Here is a 16,016-nt window from a genome sequence, read left to right on the forward strand (position 1 = left end):
CCTTCCCCTCACCCTAGCCCTCTCCCAAAGGGAGAGGGGACAGTAAGGTGTGAGATGACGCCGCAGTATCAGCCGGCACGATCAGCTCCCTCTCCCCCCCCCGGGAGAGGGCTGGGGTGAGGGCTCTTCAAGGTAGTACGACCTCAGGACGCCTCTTCCGGGCGCTCCTCATGATTCTTCACCACCTTCGGCGACAGCCGCAGGCTACGCAGGCTGCGCTTCACGCTCTTGAGGTGGTTCACCAGATCCGGGCCACGGGCCATGGCCACGCCCATCGCCAGCACGTCGATCACCACCAGGTGGGCGATGCGCGAGGTCAGCGGGGTGTAGATGTCGGTGTCTTCATGGACGTCCACCGCCAGGTTCACCGTGGCCAGATCGGCCAGCGGGGTCTGGCTCGGGCACAGGGTGATCAGCGTGGCGCCGGCCTCGCGCACCAGGTTGGCGGTCACCAGCAGGTCCTTGGAGCGGCCGGACTGGGAGATGCAGATCGCCACGTCCGAGGGCTTCAGGGTCACCGCCGACATGGCCTGCATGTGCGGGTCGGAGTACGCCGCCGCCGAGAGCAGCAGGCGGAAGAACTTGTGCTGGGCATCCGCCGCCACCGCGCCGGAAGCGCCAAAGCCGTAGAACTCGACACGCTGGGCATGGGCGATGGCCGCGATGGCACGCTCCAGGGCGTGCGTATCGAGGTTTTCGCGCACTTCCATCAGCGAGTGCAGGGTGGTGTCGAAGATCTTCAGGCTGAAGTCCGCCACCGAATCACTCTCGTTGATCGAGAACTGGCCGAAACTGGCGCCGGCAGCAAGGCTCTGCGCCAGCTTGAGCTTGAGGTCCTGGAAACCGCTGCAGCCGATGGCGCGGCAGAAGCGCACGATGGTCGGCTCGCTGACGCCGACGCTGTGGGCGAGGTCCGCCATGGAGCTGTGCATGACCGATGCAGGATCCTGCATCACGTGATCGGCAACCTTGAGCTCCGACTTGCGGAGCAGATGACGCGACTGGGCAATGTGCTGCAAAAGGTTCACAGGGATAGGCTCGGTGATAGTTGTCTGAAATTTATGTAGTCTTGTTGTAGTTATACTACAAAACTACCCGCCAAGCCCAGGGAATAAGTCCTTGATTACGCCCGCAAGCCCTAGTCTTCCCAGCTCCTGCGACATCCTGGTATTCGGCGGTAGCGGTGATCTGGCGCTGCACAAGCTGCTGCCGGCGCTTTACCACCTGCACCGGGAGAATCGCCTGCCGGCCGACACGCGGATCTTCGCCCTCGCCCGCAGTATCCGTGACAACGCCTCCTACCTCGCCCTGGCCGAGCGCAACTGCCGCGCCCAGGTAGCGCGCAGCGACTTTTCTGCCGAAGCCTGGCGCAGTTTCGCCCAGCGCCTGGAATACGTGGCGATGGACGCCTCCCAAAGCGCCGACTTCGGCCGCGTGGCCAAGGCCCTCAAACGCAGCGAAGGCCGCGTGCTGGTGCACTACCTGGCCACCGCGCCGAGCCTGTTCGCGCCGATTGCGCAGAACCTGAAGATCGCTGGCCTGGCCGGACCGCTGGCGCGCATCGTGCTGGAGAAGCCGCTGGGACATTCGCTGGACTCGGCGCTGGCGATCAACCAGGCCATCGGCGAGGTGTTCGACGAGTCGCGGGTGTTCCGCATCGATCACTACCTGGGCAAGGAAACCGTGCAGAACCTCATGGCGCTGCGCTTCGCCAACACACTGTTCGAACCCGTGTGGCGCAACGGCCATATCGACCACGTGCAGATCACCGTCAGCGAGACCCTAGGCGTGGAAAACCGCGGCGGCTACTACGACCACGCCGGGGCGATGCGCGACATGGTGCAGAACCACCTGCTGCAGTTGCTCTGCCTGGTGACCATGGAAGCGCCGGTTCGCTTCAACGCCGAGGCCGTGCGCAACGAGAAGGTGAAGATCCTCGAAGCGCTGCGGCCGATCTCCGGGCAGGACGTGCAGGACAAGACCGTGCGCGGCCAGTACACCGCCGGGCACATCGGCGGGCAGGAAGTGCCGGCCTACTGGTTCGAGAAAAATGTCGACAACGACAGCGATACGGAGACCTTCGTCGCCGTACAGGCCGAGATCGACAACTGGCGCTGGTCCGGCGTGCCGTTCTATCTGCGCACCGGCAAGCGCATGGCGAAGAAGTGCTCGGAGATCGTCATCCAGTTCAAGCCGGCGCCCAACGGCCTGATCGGCAGCGCCGCCAGCACGGCCAACCGCCTGTGGATAAGGTTGCAGCCCGAAGAGCGCATCAGCGTGCAGTTGATGGCCAAGGCGCCGGGCAAGGGCATGCAGCTGGAGCCGGTGGAACTTGACCTGAACCTGGCCCTGGCCTTCAGCACCAACAAGCGCCGCTGGGACGCTTACGAGCGCCTGCTGCTGGACGTGATCGAGGGCGACTCGACGCTGTTCATGCGCCGCGACGAGGTGGAAGCGGCCTGGAGTTGGGTCGACCCGATCCTGGCCGGCTGGCATGAGCACTACCAGAGTCCGCGTCCCTATCCGGCCGGCAGCAACGGGCCGGAGCAGGCGCAGACGCTGCTGGAGCTGCAGGGGCGCCGGTGGCTGGAGTGATGGGATCCGCTCCTGGGAGATGCTTCTGCGCCTTGGTCGGCCCTCACCCTAACCCTCTCCCAGAGGGAGAGGGGACCGTTCGGTGCAGGGTGAAACATTTGCGTCAGCCGGCTCGGACTGCCCCCTCTCCCTGAGGGAAAGGGGACCGTTCGGCGCAGGGTGAAACCTTTGCGTCAGCCGGCTTGGACCGCCCCCTCTCCCTGAGGGAAAGAGGACCGTTCGGTGCAGGGTGAAACCTTTGCGTCAGTCGGCTCGGACTGCCCCCTCTCCCTGAGGGAAAGGGGACCGTTCGGTGCAGGGTGAAAATTTTGCGTCAGCCGGCTCGGACCGCCCCTCTCCCTGAGGGAGAGGGGCCGTTCGGTGCAGGATGAAACCTTTGCGTCAGCCGGCTCGGACTGCCCCCCTCTCCTAGAGGGAAAGGAGACCGTTCGGTGCAGGATGAAACCTTTGCGTCCGCCGGCTCGGACTACCCCCTCTCCCTGAGGGAGAGGGCTGGGGTGAGGGGGAAGCACTGGTATGGGTTTCCCGGACGAAAACAGTTGCTCCTACGCCCACCGCTCCCACAAAAAACGCCATGCCCTTGACCTCGCTCAGCACGCGCAACCCGCGAATTTCCTAGAGTGGCGGCCTTTTTCCCACTACCCACTGCGCCGCCATGTCCCACACTCCGTTTTCCCCCGAACTGCTCTGCCCCGCCGGCTCGCTGAAGAGCCTGCGCCACGCCTTCGCCTATGGCGCCGACGCCGTCTATGCCGGCCAGCCGCGCTACAGCCTGCGAGTGCGCAACAACGAATTCGACCACGCCAACCTCGCCACCGGCATCAACGAGGCCCATGCCCTGGGCAAGCGCCTATACGTGGTGGTCAACATCGCCCCGCACAACGCCAAGTTGAAGACCTTCCTGCAGGACGTCGAATCAGTAATCGCCCTGGGCCCGGATGCGCTGATCATGTCCGATCCCGGCCTGATCATGCTGGTTCGCCAGCATTTCCCCGAGGTTGATATCCACCTTTCGGTGCAGGCCAACGCGGTGAACTGGGCCAGCGTGGAATTCTGGCGCCAGCAGGGACTCAAGCGAGTAATCCTGTCCCGCGAACTGTCGCTGGAGGAAATCGGCGAGATCCGCGAACGCGTGCCAGGCATGGAGCTGGAAGTCTTCGTCCACGGCGCGCTGTGCATGGCCTACTCCGGGCGCTGCCTGCTGTCGGGCTACATCAACCGCCGCGACCCCAACCAGGGCACCTGCACCAACGCCTGCCGCTGGGAGTACCAGACCCACGCCGCCCATGAGGACGAACTGGGCCACGCCGTGCGAAACGTCGAGCCGACCCTGGGCATCGGCGCACCGACGAAGGAAATCGTCCTGCTCGAAGAGGGCAACCGCCCCGGCGAGCTGATGGAGGCCTTCGAGGACGAGCACGGCACCTACATCATGAATTCCAAGGACCTGCGCGCCATCCAGCACGTGCAGCGCCTGGCGCAGATGGGCGTGCATTCGCTGAAGATCGAGGGCCGCACCAAGTCCCACTACTACGTCGCACGCACCGCCCAGGCCTACCGCAAGGCCATCGACGACGCCGTGGCCGGGCGCGCGTTCGACCTGGGCCTGATGGATACGCTGGAATCCCTCGCCCATCGCGGCTACACCGAGGGCTTCCTGCGCCGCCACGTGCACGACGAGTACCAGAACTACCAGTACGGCCACTCCCTGTCCGAGCGCCAGCAGTTCGTCGGCGAGTTCACCGGTGAGCGCCGTAACGGACTGGCGGAAGTGCGGGTGAAGAACCGCTTCGAAACCGGCGACAGCGTCGAGCTGATGACCCCGACCGGCAACCGCACCTTCCGCCTGCATGCGCTGGAGAACACGCGGGGCGAGTCCATCGGCGTCGCGCCTGGCGACGGGCATGTGGTTTACATTCCGGTGCCTGAGGAGCTGGAGCTGCAGTACGCGCTGCTAATGCGCAATCTGAATGGCGGGACCACGCGGGATGCCCGCGAAGCGGTTGCAGCCGGCGGCTGCGGGAATGATTGCGGCAAGTGCGGGTGCGGCGGGAGCTGATTGCCCAGCCCAGTTCTAAAGGCCCTCACCCTAACCCTCTCCCAGGGGGGAGAGGGGACCCGTTCGGTGCAGGATGAAAATTTTGCGTCAGCCGCTACGGACGGCTCCCTCTCCCTGTGTGAGAGGGTTGGGGTGAGGGCAGGCCCAAGCAGCGACAGTTCGCGAGCTCGCCCATAACACACGCTCCCTGCCGGTCAGGGATTCTGCAGAAACACCACATACCCCCTGAACCACCGGCTATCCGCCAGGTAATCCGGCGCCTGCCATTCCCCGTACTGCGCCAACCCGATGCGGAACGGCAGCTGCAGGCGCGCGACGCGCGGCAGGTAGGCCTGGTAGTTGGGAATCGTCTCGCGCCCCTGGTAGGTCTGCACCACCACCTCGTCCACCACGCCGGCCAGGCGATTGATGGTCTCCGGCGCAGCGTTGCTACCCCAGTCCATCAAACCGGTGATGCTCAGACGGCACTCCGGCGGCAAGCGCTTGCGCAGGTCCTGGAGAAAGTCGACGTATTCGTTGAGGTAGCGCGTACGCGCATCGAAATCGATCTGCACGCCCACCACCGGATTACCCGCCGCGCGCCAACGGCGCAGCTGGGACAGCAGGGTGCGGTAGATGTCTTCGTTCCAGCGCAGGGTGTGGGCGCGGTAGACCACCCAGACCTCACCCCGCGTCAGACGCGGAATGGCGATGCCCTGGGCGATCAGGCGGGCACGGCCGCCCTTCTGGCGCGGCGCGCTGACTTGCCCTTGCAGCACATAGAGCGTGCGCGCCTGGGCCAGCACCGGCTGCGCGGCCACCCCACTCCAGAGCCAGAAGGCATCGTGCTCGGCGGCGTCCACGCCGGCCGCCGAGGCGTTGCCCGCGAGCAACGCCAGCGCCAACGCAACGGCCCGGCGCACGACGCTTACCAGTAGTACTTCAGGGACTTGGCCCAAGGCGTGGCGGCGTACTGGCCCTTGAGCGCGCGGAACCACTGCTTGCGCTGCGCCGGGGCGATGTCCTGGCTGCCGCAGCCATTGAAGCCGCTGGGCGCGTAGCAGTTGATCGCGCGGAACAGGGCGTAGGCGCGGTCGTCGTCCGGCGCCTGCTTGTCGGCGATGACCTTGAGGTAGCCGTCCATGCGCGAGTAGGCCGTGCCGGGGAACAGCGATTCACCGCCGCCCAGTTCGCGTTCGCTGGGCTGGGTATCCAGCGGGAAGCCGTCGAGGTTGTTGCGCAGGATGAATTCACCCAGGCAGTTCAGCGCCCTGGGCGGCTGCGGGCTCTGCAACAGATCGCGGGCGACGTCGACGATGGCCGGGCACTCGTAGCCACTGTCGTTCTTGCCGCCAGGCCACTGGAACAGCGACAGCGGCAGGCTGCCGTAGAGATAGCCGATGCTGGCGCCCAGCGGCTTGCCGCTGCCGTCGGTGGGGAGCAGCGCGAGGTCGTCGATGAACGCCTGGTACTGGCCGTGCAGCAGGTCCTTGTAGAGCAGGGCGAACAGCGCGGTGTCGCGCTCCTCCACCGAGATGCTGGCGGAGCGCGCCTGTTGGCGCAGCAGGTCGGGGCCGGCGACGTGACGCAGGAGGATTTCGCGGATGATCGGCGTGTGCACCGGCGAGCCTTCGGCGAAGACCTTCACCAGGCGGTCGCTACGTTCGTAGTTGAAGGCCAGCGCCAGCTCCAGCTGGTCACGCTGCAGGGGCTGTTCCGCCAGTGGCAGCAGGCGCAGCCAGAGCTTCTCGGCACCGATCCAGTCGTTGCCGGCCTCCAGGGCGAAACCGCGCAGGGTCTGCTGGCTGAAGGCAAGGTAGTCGAGCTTCGACGGCAGTTCTTCCGGCAACGATTTCAGCGCCTGGGTGGCATTCTCCGCGACGTACAGCTGGTAAGCCGCCGTCAGGTAGTCGTGCAAACCAGGTTGCTTGGCGAACAGCTCCTTCTGTCCGGCGAGCCCGGCGACGTCGAGGGCGCGGGGCTCGTTCGGCTCGTGGTGGCGCATCTGCATCAGGTCGAGCACCGCCAGCAGGCGCGCATCGCGCACATCGGCCGGGTGCGCGGTGACCAGGAGCTTGTTGTCCACTTCCTGGACCAGTTGGGCGAGATCGGCATCGCCATCGTCGCGGCCGAACAGTTCGGCATACTCGCCGGCCAATCGGCTTTCATCGGCCATCAGCCAGTAGGTCCGGCGCACCAGGCCCTTGGCGGAGGCACTGTACTGACCCTGTGGATAACGCTTGAGATAGTCGCCCAGCGCGGCTTCGGCCTGGCCGAGAACCTTCTTGTCGACTTTGCGCAGATCCGGGTAGCCCATATCGTCGAAGGCGTTCTGCTGCGCCTGGTTGAGCAGGCCGCGAGCGACCATGTAGCGCGCGGTTTCCTGCAGCCATGGCTGGTCGCTGTCCTGCAACGCGCGGAAGGATTTCAGCGCCTCGCCGAAGCGGCCGCTGTAGAAGTCCGCCGCGCCCTTCAGGTAGGTGCGGAAAGCCTTGGCCGGGGCGCCTTGCAGGTCGTTGGGGAGCAGCACGCTGAGCTGGGTTTCGTCCCACTGGCAGGCGCCGAGCAGCGTCAGGCGCGCGCGGGCCAGTTCCTGGCGCTCATTGGCGGCGAGGCGGTCGGCGAGTAACAGTTGGCCGAGGAAATCCTGGGCGGTGAGTGCATTGTTGCTGCGGCAACGGCTGCCTTCGCCGCTGGCGAAGCTATCGGAGGAAGCCGGCAGGCTGTCCGCCGGCAGGCCGATGCGCGCGATCAGGTCGGCCAGTTGCGCGGTACTGGCGGTCGCCGCGCTGTCGCTGGCGTCACCCGCCGCGGCGCCATCGAGCCAGCGCGCCAGGGGGAACGGCACTTGCCCATAGCCCAGTTGCTGTTCGTCGTCGGACAGTGCGCGGTTGGGAATGCTCGCCTGCCCGGCGTCGGCCAGCAGCAGTTGCAGATTGACCCGGCTGTCGTTGCCCGGACTGAGGAACGGCAAGTTGTTGCAGACATCCAGCGTGTCGCGCTTGAGGTTCCAGCTCGGGTAGCAGGAGTCGTCGCTGCTCGCGCGCGCTTCCTGCACACCGAGGCAGCCGGCGACCAGAGCCAGCAGGGTCAGTCCGTACAGACGCATGAAAGGTCCTTGTCCGTTGGAGCGCGCGCCCAAGGCGCAGCGCATTGGCACAGAGGGAGAATCTTACCTCGCCGCAACCACACTTGCCCGCCTCCTTCGGCACAAGACTGTAAACGCGCTCTACGGCATAGCGCCCCTGCGACACGTTGTCCGGCAATCCGGGAAGTTGTCGCCGCTCAAAAGTCCATGGCTCGGCAAGGGGTATTTCTGCGCTCGACGAACGGTTTCGTCTGACACGGAGAGATCACGATGCACGATCAGGAAGAGATGTCCGTTTCGCGCCGCACCCTGCTTGCCGGCGCCGTGGTACTGGGCGTCAGCGGCTCGCTGCTGGGCGCAAGGACGGCCATGGCCGCCGGCGAATCGGCGCCGAAGCAAGGGCGCCCGGCCCCGGACCTGTCCGCGCTGGAGCGCGTGCAGGTCGAACTGCTCGCCCCGCCGCAGGTACATGCCCACGAGGCGCGGGCCACGGGCAAGCCCAAAGTGGTCGAATTCCGCATGGTCATCGAGGAGAAAACGCTGATCCTCGACGATCAGGGCACCGAGGTCCACGCCATGACCTTCAACGGCTCGGTACCCGGCCCGCTGATGGTGGTGCACCAGGACGACTACGTCGAACTCACCCTGGTCAACCCGGCCACCAACAGCATGCCGCACAACATCGACTTCCACGCGGCCACCGGTGCACTGGGCGGCGGCGCGCTGACCATCGTCAGCCCCGGCGAGCAGGTCAGGCTGCGGTTCCGGGCGACACGACCCGGGGTGTTCGTCTACCACTGCGCACCGGGCGGCGCGATGATCCCCTGGCACGTGGTCTCGGGCATGAACGGCGCGATCATGGTGCTGCCGCGCGACGGGCTGAAAGACCGCGCCGGCAAGCCGCTGGGCTACGACAAGGTGGTCTACATCGGCGAGCAGGACTTCTACGTACCGCGCGACAAGGACGGCAAGTTCAAGCGCTACGCCTCGCCCGCCGCGGGCTTCGCCGACATGCAGCAGGTCATGCGCGGTCTGATCCCCAGCCACATCGTCTTCAACGGCAACGTCGGCGCGTTGACCGGCAAGAACGCGCTCACCGCCAAGGTGGGCGAGACCGTGCTGATCGTCCATTCCCAGGCCAACCGCGATACGCGTCCACACCTGATTGGCGGTCACGGCGACCACGTCTGGGCCAGCGGCAAGTTCAGCAACCCGCCGGAACAGGACCTGGAAACCTGGTTCATCCCCGGCGGCGCGGCCGGTGCCGCGCTCTACACCTTCCGCCAGCCGGGCCTGTACGCCTACCTCAACCACAACCTCATCGAAGGCGTGCTGCTGGGTGCCACCGCGCACTTCCAGGTCGAGGGTGAGTGGGACTCCGACCTGATGAGCCAGGTCGAACCGCCGTCGCCGATCCGCTGAAGGGCCGATCCGCCATGGTCACCGGCCGGCCCGACGGGCCGGCCATGCTGCGGGAGCTACGCGATGCGCAAGGAACTCCTGATCGGCCTGCCCGCCGCGTTGCTGATCGGCGTGACGATCCTTCTCCAGGCCCCCGGCGCAGACCCGGAACTGGCGCCGGAAACCGTAGAGCTGGCCGCGCGCGACTTCACCTTCCGCCCTGCCGGCGACTACTGGCAGGGCAAGCGCGCCATTGATGCGCCCGCCCGACGCGAGTACCTGCAGCCGCAGTTCGTGGTGATGAAATACCAGGTCAGCCGGCGCGAGTACGCGCGCTGCGTGGCCGAGGGCGTTTGCCCGCCCCTGGATGGCAGCGGCACGTCCGGCGCCGACCTTCCCCTGACCGGCGCCAGCCAGCTGGATGCGCAGCTCTACGCCGACTGGCTGTCGCGCCGCACTCGCCAGCGTTGGCGCCTGCCCACTGATCGGGAATGGGCGTTCTTCGCCGGGTCGCGTTGGGCCGACGATGCGCTGCGCATCGACGATGACGGCAGCAATCCGGCCCGTCGCTGGCTCGCCCGCTACAGCTTCGAGGCCGAGACACGCACCGTCGACGCGCCGCAGGTGCAACCACGCGGCAGCCACGGCCTCAACGAGTACGGGGTGGCGGATCTCGCGGGGAACGTCTGGGAGTGGACGCAAAGCTGCCACCAGCGGGTCGCTCTCGAGGCTGATGGCCGCCCGCTCAGCCAACTGCAGACATGTTCGATCCGCATCGCCGAAGGGCGCCACCGCGCGGCGCTCAACGATTTCGTCCGCGATGCGCGCGGCGGCGGGTGCGCCGCCGGGCAACCGCCGGACAACCTGGGGTTCCGCCTGGTCAGGGAGCGCCCGTGAACCGCTCGCCCGCCCCCGCCGCGAAGCTTGACCGTCATCAACGAGGGCGCCCGGCCAACCTCCGTAGACTGCCCGCCTCCACCATTCGCCCGAGCCGAGCCCGCCATGAACCACCGTTTCGCCGACCGCACCCTGAGCGACCTGGCCCTGAGCCTGCCCGGCAGCGTCGCGCTGCTGCATGACCACCGGCTGGATTTCGGCTGCGGCGGCCAACGCAGCCTGCGCGAGGCGGCAAGCGAGCACGACCTGGACCTGCAGCGACTGATCAGTGCATTCGACGCATTGCCGGCGGACGCGCCCGCGCCCGATTGGCAAGGGGCGGGCAGTGCGCCGCTGATCGATCACATCCTGGCGCGCTACCACCAGGTCCATCGCCAGCAGCTACCCGCGCTGATTGCCCAAGCGCAACGCACCGAGCGCGCCCACGCCACGCATCCACAGTGCCCCGGCGGGCTGGCGGAGCACCTGACGACGATGCAGCAGGAACTCGAATGGCACATGTGCAAGGAAGAAGGCGTGCTGTTTCCCTGGCTGCGCCAGGGCATTCCGCTGACTCATGTGCAGGGCCCGATCGGCGTCATGCGCCATGAGCATGACGAACATGCGCAGTCACTGCTGGTATTGGCGGAGCTGACCGACGCCTTCACCGCCCCCGCCGATGCCGACGAGGACTGGCGCCAGCTCTATGCCGGGCTCGAAACACTGCGGCGCGACCTGGTGGAACACATCCACCTGGAGAACAACCTGCTGTTCGTCGGCGCCCAGCAGCCGGGCTGAGCCGTGGCCTCACTCAGGCCGGCCGCTTCATCCGCTCCAGCAGCGCCAGGCAGGCCGCCGCCGGCAACGGCTGGGCAATCAGGAAGCCCTGGATCTCGTCGCAGCCATGGGCGCGCAGGAAACGCAGCTGCTCGGCGTGCTCGACGCCCTCGGCCACCACTTTCAGCTCTAGGCTGTGCGCCATGGCGATGATCGCGCGGGTAATGGCCGCGTCCTCGCCGCGTTCCGACAGGTCGCGGATGAAGGTCTGGTCGATCTTCACGTAGTCCACCGGGAAGCGCTTGAGGTAACTGAGCGAGGAATAGCCGGTGCCGAAGTCGTCGATGGCCAGCTTCACGCCCATCTCGCGCAACTGGCGGAAGGTCGTGGTGACGCTGTCGACGTTGTCCAGCAGCTGGCTTTCGGTCAGCTCCAGCTCCAGCAGGTGTGACGGCAAGCCGGTTTCGTCCAGCACGGTGCGCACCAGGTCCACCAGGTTGCCGGTGCGCAACTGGTGCACCGAGAGATTCACCGACACGCGCAATTCATGTCCCTGTCGCTGCCAGGCGCGGGCCTGCTGGCAGGCGCGGCGCAGGACGAATTCGCCGATGGCGCCGATCAGCCCGGTCTCTTCGGCAAGACCGATGAAATCGCCCGGCGGCACCATGCCCATTTCCGGATGGTGCCAGCGCACCAGGGCTTCGGCGCTGTCCAGGCGCTCGTTGGCGAGGTTCAGCTTGGGCTGGTAGTGGACGTCCAGCTGGCCTTCGTCGATGGCCTTGCGCAGCCGGGTCTCCAGCTGCAGGCGCTCCAGGGTGCAGGCCTGCAGGTTGTCGGTGAAGAACTGGAAGGTGTTGCCGCCCAGGTGCTTGGCGTGCTGCATGGCCATGTTCGCCTGGCTCATCAGCGCGGAGATTTCCCAGGCGTTGTCCGGCAGCAGGCTGATGCCTACCGAGGCGCTGACCACCAGTTCGTGGCCGCCCACGGTCATCGGCGTGCGCAGCTTGGCCAGCAGGCGGCTGGATAACCGCGCCAGCGCCGCGAGGCTGGCGTAGGAGTCGATCAGCACGGCGAATTCGTCGCCGGACAGCCGGGCGATGGTGTCCGCCTCGGGCACCGTCTGGGTCATGCGCCGCGACATCTGCCGCAGCAGTTGGTCGGCAACCTCATGGCCCAGGCTGTCGTTGAGCAGCTTGAAGCGGTCCAGGTCGATCAGCAGCAGCGCCGCCGTGCGGCCTTCCTGGCGCGCGCGCTGGCTGGCCTCGTGCAGGCGCTCCTTGAACAGCGTGCGGTTGGCGAGGCCCGTGAGTTCGTCGTAGTGCGACAGGTAGCGCAGGCGCTCCTCGGCGTCGCGGCGGGCGGTGAGGTCGGCGAAGAAGCCGACCACCTGCGCCACCTGCCCGCGGCCGTCGCGCACTACATTCAGCTGCAGCCACTGCGGGTAAAGCTCGCCGTTCTTGCGGGTCTCGATCAATTCGCCCTGCCAGGTGCCCTGGCGCTCCAGTTCGGCGCGGATCAACTGGTAGCGACGCAAGGCCTCCGAAGAGCCCATCAGACGCGCCACGTTATGCCCCAGCACATCCTCGCGGCGGTAGCCGGTGAGGCGGGTGAAGGCCTCGTTGAGGGCGATCAGGCGGTAGTCCGGGTCAAGGATGATGATGCCTTCGCTGGCGGCCTCGAACACCGTGGCGGCCAGGCGCTGTTCTTCCTCGCGCTGCTTGCGGGTGGAAATGTCGGCGCGGGTACCGACCATCCGCGTGACCTGCCCGTGGCCGTCGCGCTCCATCACCCGGCCACGGTCCTCGACCCAGACCCAGTGGCCGTCGGCGTGACGTACGCGGTACTCGATGCGGTAGCCGTCGGTGCGGCCCTTCAGGTGCTCGACCAGCGCGCGGCGCAGCAGCGGCACATCGTCCGGATGCAGGCGCGGACGAAGGTCGTTGCGCACGGTCTTCACCGACTCCTGGGCGATCCCGAAGATTTCCTGCAGGTGCGAGTGGTGCACCTCGTCGGTCAAGAGGTTCCAGTCCCACAGGCCCAGCTCGCTGGCTTCCAGCGCCAGCGCCAGGCGCGCCTCGGTATGGCTGAGCTGCGCACTGCCCGCCTCCACGCGCTCCTGCAGGGCGTCACGGGCGCGGCAGAGCTCGCGCTCGGCACGCCGGCGCTGCTCGACTTCGCGCTCCAGGTCCTGGTTCAGTGCTTCGGTCTGCGCCTTGGCACGCTCCAGGTGCGCCACCAGCGCCTGGGCCTGGAAGCGCCGCAGCAGGCTGGTGTGGACCAGCCGATGAATCTGCCAGGCCACCACCAGCAACGCGGCCAGGAGGATCACCCCGAGCACGCCCCAGCCCTGCTGCAGCGGGTTCTCGCTGATCAGCAGGTAGGAAATCGACGGGAACAGGCAGGGCAAGGCGAAGGTGAGAAAAGCCGGCAGGCTGACGGCGTAGGCCACGCTGGCCGAGAGGATCGCCGCGGCAATCAGGCCGAATACCAGGGATTGCTGGAGGAAGGCATCCGCCGGCACCAGCGCGATGGCGGCGAAGGCCAGGGTCAGGCCGGAGGCGCCGGCGCCGAACAGGAAGGTGCGCTGCCAGTGCGGGCTGGCCTGGCGCTCGACGGAGGCCGCATTGAAGGCGGACACCTGGATCAGGCGCAGCACGGCAAGCAGCACCAGCCATACCAGCCAGCCGCAAAGGCGGGCGACGGGCACGTCCTCCCACAGCAGGCCGGCGCACGCCAACCCGTTGAGCAGCATCAGCAGCGTCGGCACCCGCGACCCCTGATACAGCAGGCGAGTGCGTTCGACAGCGATCTCGTGAGCGTACTGCTGGCGGATCTCGGCATGGCTCACCGGGATCGCCGAAGGCTCTACATAAGCGGTCATAGGCGGTTTTTCTTGTAGGTTCTGGCCTAAGAGTCGGCGGAGCATAACCGAGGACGGCGTCCTGCTAACAGCATCACAGATGGCAATTGGCCGGCTGCCTGCCCAACTTTCGTCGGGAATCCGCCGGACGGCGGTCCGGTTTGCCGGGGTTTCGAGCCCACCGGTAGAATGCCGACCCATGAACGATGACATCTCCTACCTGCTCAACTCCCTCAATGACCCGCAGCGCCAGGCCGTGGCCGCGCCGCTGGGGCGCCAGCGCGTGCTCGCCGGCGCCGGGTCCGGCAAGACCCGCGTGCTGGTGCACCGTATCGCCTGGTTGATCCAGGTCGAGAACGCCTCGCCGCACAGCATCCTGGCCGTGACCTTCACCAACAAGGCCGCCGCCGAAATGCGCGCGCGGATCGAGCAGTTGCTGGGGATCAACCCGGCGGGTATGTGGGTCGGCACCTTCCACGGTCTGGCCCACCGCCTGCTGCGCGCGCACTGGCAGGAAGCCGGACTGCCGGAGAACTTCCAGATCCTCGACAGCGACGACCAGCTACGCCTGGTCAAGCGCGTGGTGCGCGAGATGGGGCTGGACGAGCAGCGCTGGCCGCCGCGCCAGGCGCAGTGGTTCATCAACGGCCAGAAGGACGAGGGCAACCGCCCGCAGAATATCCAGGCCGGTGGCGACCTCTACCTGTCGACCATGGTCAGCGTCTACCAGGCCTACGAAGACGCCTGCGCCCGCGCCGGCGTGGTGGACTTCGCCGAGCTGCTGCTGCGCTCGCTGGACCTCTGGCGCGACCGCCCGAGCCTGCTGGAGCACTACCAGCGGCGCTTCCGCCACATCCTGGTGGACGAGTTCCAGGACACCAACGCCGTGCAGTACGCCTGGCTGCGCTTCCTCGGCAAGGGCGGCGAGAGCCTGATGGTGGTGGGCGACGACGACCAGTCGATCTACGGCTGGCGCGGCGCGAAGATCGAGAACATCCAGCAGTTCGGCGACGACTTCGCCGGCACCGAGGACATCCGCCTGGAGCAGAACTACCGCTCCACTGCGACCATCCTGAAGGCCGCCAACGCGCTGATCGCCAACAACAGCGGGCGCCTGGGCAAGGAACTGTGGACCGACGGCGTCGACGGCGACCCGATCACCCTCTATGCCGGCTTCAACGAGCACGATGAAGCGCGCTACATCGTCGAAACCATCGAGGACGCCCTGCGCAAGGACGGCCTCAAGCGCAGCGAGATCGCCATTCTCTACCGCTCCAACGCCCAGTCCCGCGTGCTGGAAGAGGCGCTGCTGCGGGAGAAGATCCCGTACCGCATCTACGGCGGCCAGCGCTTCTTCGAGCGCGCCGAGATCAAGAACGCCCTGGCCTACCTGCGGCTGATCCGCCTGCGCGACGACGACGCCGCGCTGGAGCGGGTGATCAACGTGCCGCCACGCGGCATCGGCGAGAAGACCGTCGAGGCGATCCGCAACGCTGCGCGCCACAATGGCACCTCCATGTGGCGCGCGATCAACGACGTGATCGCCGCCAAGGCCGTTGCCGGCCGCGCTGCCAGTGCACTCAACGGCTTCCTGGAAACCGTCGACCTGTTGGCGGTGAAAGTGGAAGGCATGCCGCTGCACCAGATGACTCAGATCGTCATCGAGCAGTCCGGCCTGGTCACCTACCACAAGGAAGAAAAGGGCGAGAAAGGCCAGGCCCGGGTGGAGAACCTGGAAGAACTGGTCAGCGCCGCCCGCGCCTTCGAGACCCCGGACGATGAGGACACCCCGCCGCTGGTGGCCTTCCTCGACCACACTGCGCTGGAGTCCGGCGACACCCAGGCCGACGCCTTCGAGGACAGCGTGCAGCTGATGACGCTGCACAGCGCCAAGGGCCTGGAATTCCCGCTGGTGTTCCTCGCCGGCATGGAAGAAGGCCTGTTCCCGCACAAGATGAGCCTGGAAGAACCCGGCCGTCTGGAAGAAGAACGCCGCTTGGCCTACGTCGGCATCACCCGTGCCATGCAACGCCTGGTGATGACCTACGCGGAAACCCGCCGCCTGTATGGCAGCGAGACCTACAACAAGGTGTCGCGCTTCGTCCGCGAAATCCCGCCGAGCCTGATCCAGGAAGTACGCTTGTCCAACTCGGTGAGCCGCCCGCTCTCGGGCAACCAGCGCAGCGGCAACCTGTTCAGCGGCGCCAGCGTGCCGGACACGCCGTTCAGCCTCGGCCAGTCCGTGCGCCACCCGCTGTTCGGCGACGGCGTGATCCTCAACTTCGAAGGCTCCGGCGCCCAGGCACGGGTGCAGGTGAACTTCGATAGCGAGGGCAGCAAGTGGCTGATGATGGGGTATGCGAAGTTGGAGGCCGTCTAGG

At 66.8% G+C, this 16,016-nt stretch carries 10 protein-coding genes; 6 read left to right on the forward strand and 4 right to left on the reverse strand.

All coding sequences use genetic code 11. From position 1 onward, the window contains the following. Positions 1-143: 143 nt before the first annotated feature. Positions 144-1,028, reverse strand: coding sequence for a transcriptional regulator HexR (gene hexR / locus JVX91_RS04725; RefSeq protein ID WP_138213612.1), 885 nt, complete (start codon positions 1,026-1,028; stop codon positions 144-146). 94 nt (positions 1,029-1,122) lie between these two features. Between hexR and zwf the strand changes: the two genes are divergently transcribed. Next, a complete protein-coding gene (zwf, locus tag JVX91_RS04730) occupies positions 1,123-2,595 on the forward strand; it encodes a glucose-6-phosphate dehydrogenase (RefSeq protein WP_205339930.1) in 1,473 nt (490 codons plus the stop codon). 655 nt (positions 2,596-3,250) lie between these two features. Next, on the forward strand, positions 3,251-4,654 hold the full coding sequence (gene yegQ / locus JVX91_RS04735; protein ID WP_205338240.1) for a tRNA 5-hydroxyuridine modification protein YegQ: 1,404 nt from the start codon (positions 3,251-3,253) through the stop codon (positions 4,652-4,654). Positions 4,655-4,848: 194 nt separating this feature from the next. Here the strand turns inward: yegQ and JVX91_RS04740 are convergent, their stop codons facing one another. Next, positions 4,849-5,556, reverse strand: coding sequence for a DUF3142 domain-containing protein (locus JVX91_RS04740; protein WP_205338241.1), 708 nt, complete (start codon positions 5,554-5,556; stop codon positions 4,849-4,851). A gap of 5 nt (positions 5,557-5,561) precedes the next feature. Next, positions 5,562-7,742, reverse strand: coding sequence for an outer membrane assembly lipoprotein YfiO (locus JVX91_RS04745; protein WP_205338242.1), 2,181 nt, complete (start codon positions 7,740-7,742; stop codon positions 5,562-5,564). Between the two features lie 348 nt (positions 7,743-8,090). Here JVX91_RS04745 and nirK point away from each other — a divergent pair, with 348 nt between their 5' ends. The 3 genes from nirK to ytfE all read left to right on the forward strand — a co-directional run bounded on the left by nirK (position 8,091) and on the right by ytfE (position 10,796). Then, positions 8,091-9,143 carry a copper-containing nitrite reductase gene (gene nirK, locus JVX91_RS04750; RefSeq protein WP_240201754.1) on the forward strand — a complete coding sequence of 351 codons (1,053 nt, stop codon included), beginning with the start codon at positions 8,091-8,093 and terminating at the stop codon, positions 9,141-9,143. A 63-nt stretch (positions 9,144-9,206) separates the two neighbouring features. Beyond that, on the forward strand, positions 9,207-10,019 hold the full coding sequence (locus JVX91_RS04755) for an SUMF1/EgtB/PvdO family nonheme iron enzyme (RefSeq protein WP_205338244.1): 813 nt from the start codon (positions 9,207-9,209) through the stop codon (positions 10,017-10,019). A gap of 105 nt (positions 10,020-10,124) precedes the next feature. Next, on the forward strand, positions 10,125-10,796 hold the full coding sequence (gene ytfE / locus JVX91_RS04760; RefSeq protein WP_205338245.1) for an iron-sulfur cluster repair protein YtfE: 672 nt from the start codon (positions 10,125-10,127) through the stop codon (positions 10,794-10,796). Between the two features lie 13 nt (positions 10,797-10,809). Here the strand turns inward: ytfE and JVX91_RS04765 are convergent, their stop codons facing one another. Continuing rightward, positions 10,810-13,656 carry an EAL domain-containing protein gene (locus JVX91_RS04765; protein ID WP_205338246.1) on the reverse strand — a complete coding sequence of 949 codons (2,847 nt, stop codon included), beginning with the start codon at positions 13,654-13,656 and terminating at the stop codon, positions 10,810-10,812. 178 nt (positions 13,657-13,834) lie between these two features. Between JVX91_RS04765 and uvrD the strand changes: the two genes are divergently transcribed. Next, positions 13,835-16,015: a DNA helicase II gene (gene uvrD, locus JVX91_RS04770; protein ID WP_205338247.1), complete on the forward strand. Its 2,181-nt coding sequence runs from the start codon at positions 13,835-13,837 to the stop codon at positions 16,013-16,015. Position 16,016 lies beyond the last annotated feature (1 nt).

It is taken from the genome of Pseudomonas sp. PDNC002, from assembly GCF_016919445.1.
Lineage (GTDB): Bacteria > Pseudomonadota > Gammaproteobacteria > Pseudomonadales > Pseudomonadaceae > Pseudomonas.

Coding starts and splice junctions, on each gene's coding strand:
- yegQ (WP_205338240.1), top strand. CDS start 3,251: ATGTCCCACACTCCGTTTTCCCCCGAACTGCTCTGCCCCGCCGGCTCG.
- JVX91_RS04745 (WP_205338242.1), bottom strand. CDS start 7,742: ATGCGTCTGTACGGACTGACCCTGCTGGCTCTGGTCGCCGGCTGCCTC.
- nirK (WP_240201754.1), top strand. CDS start 8,091: ATGGCCGCCGGCGAATCGGCGCCGAAGCAAGGGCGCCCGGCCCCGGAC.
- JVX91_RS04755 (WP_205338244.1), top strand. CDS start 9,207: ATGCGCAAGGAACTCCTGATCGGCCTGCCCGCCGCGTTGCTGATCGGC.
- ytfE (WP_205338245.1), top strand. CDS start 10,125: ATGAACCACCGTTTCGCCGACCGCACCCTGAGCGACCTGGCCCTGAGC.
- JVX91_RS04765 (WP_205338246.1), bottom strand. CDS start 13,656: ATGACCGCTTATGTAGAGCCTTCGGCGATCCCGGTGAGCCATGCCGAG.
- uvrD (WP_205338247.1), top strand. CDS start 13,835: ATGAACGATGACATCTCCTACCTGCTCAACTCCCTCAATGACCCGCAG.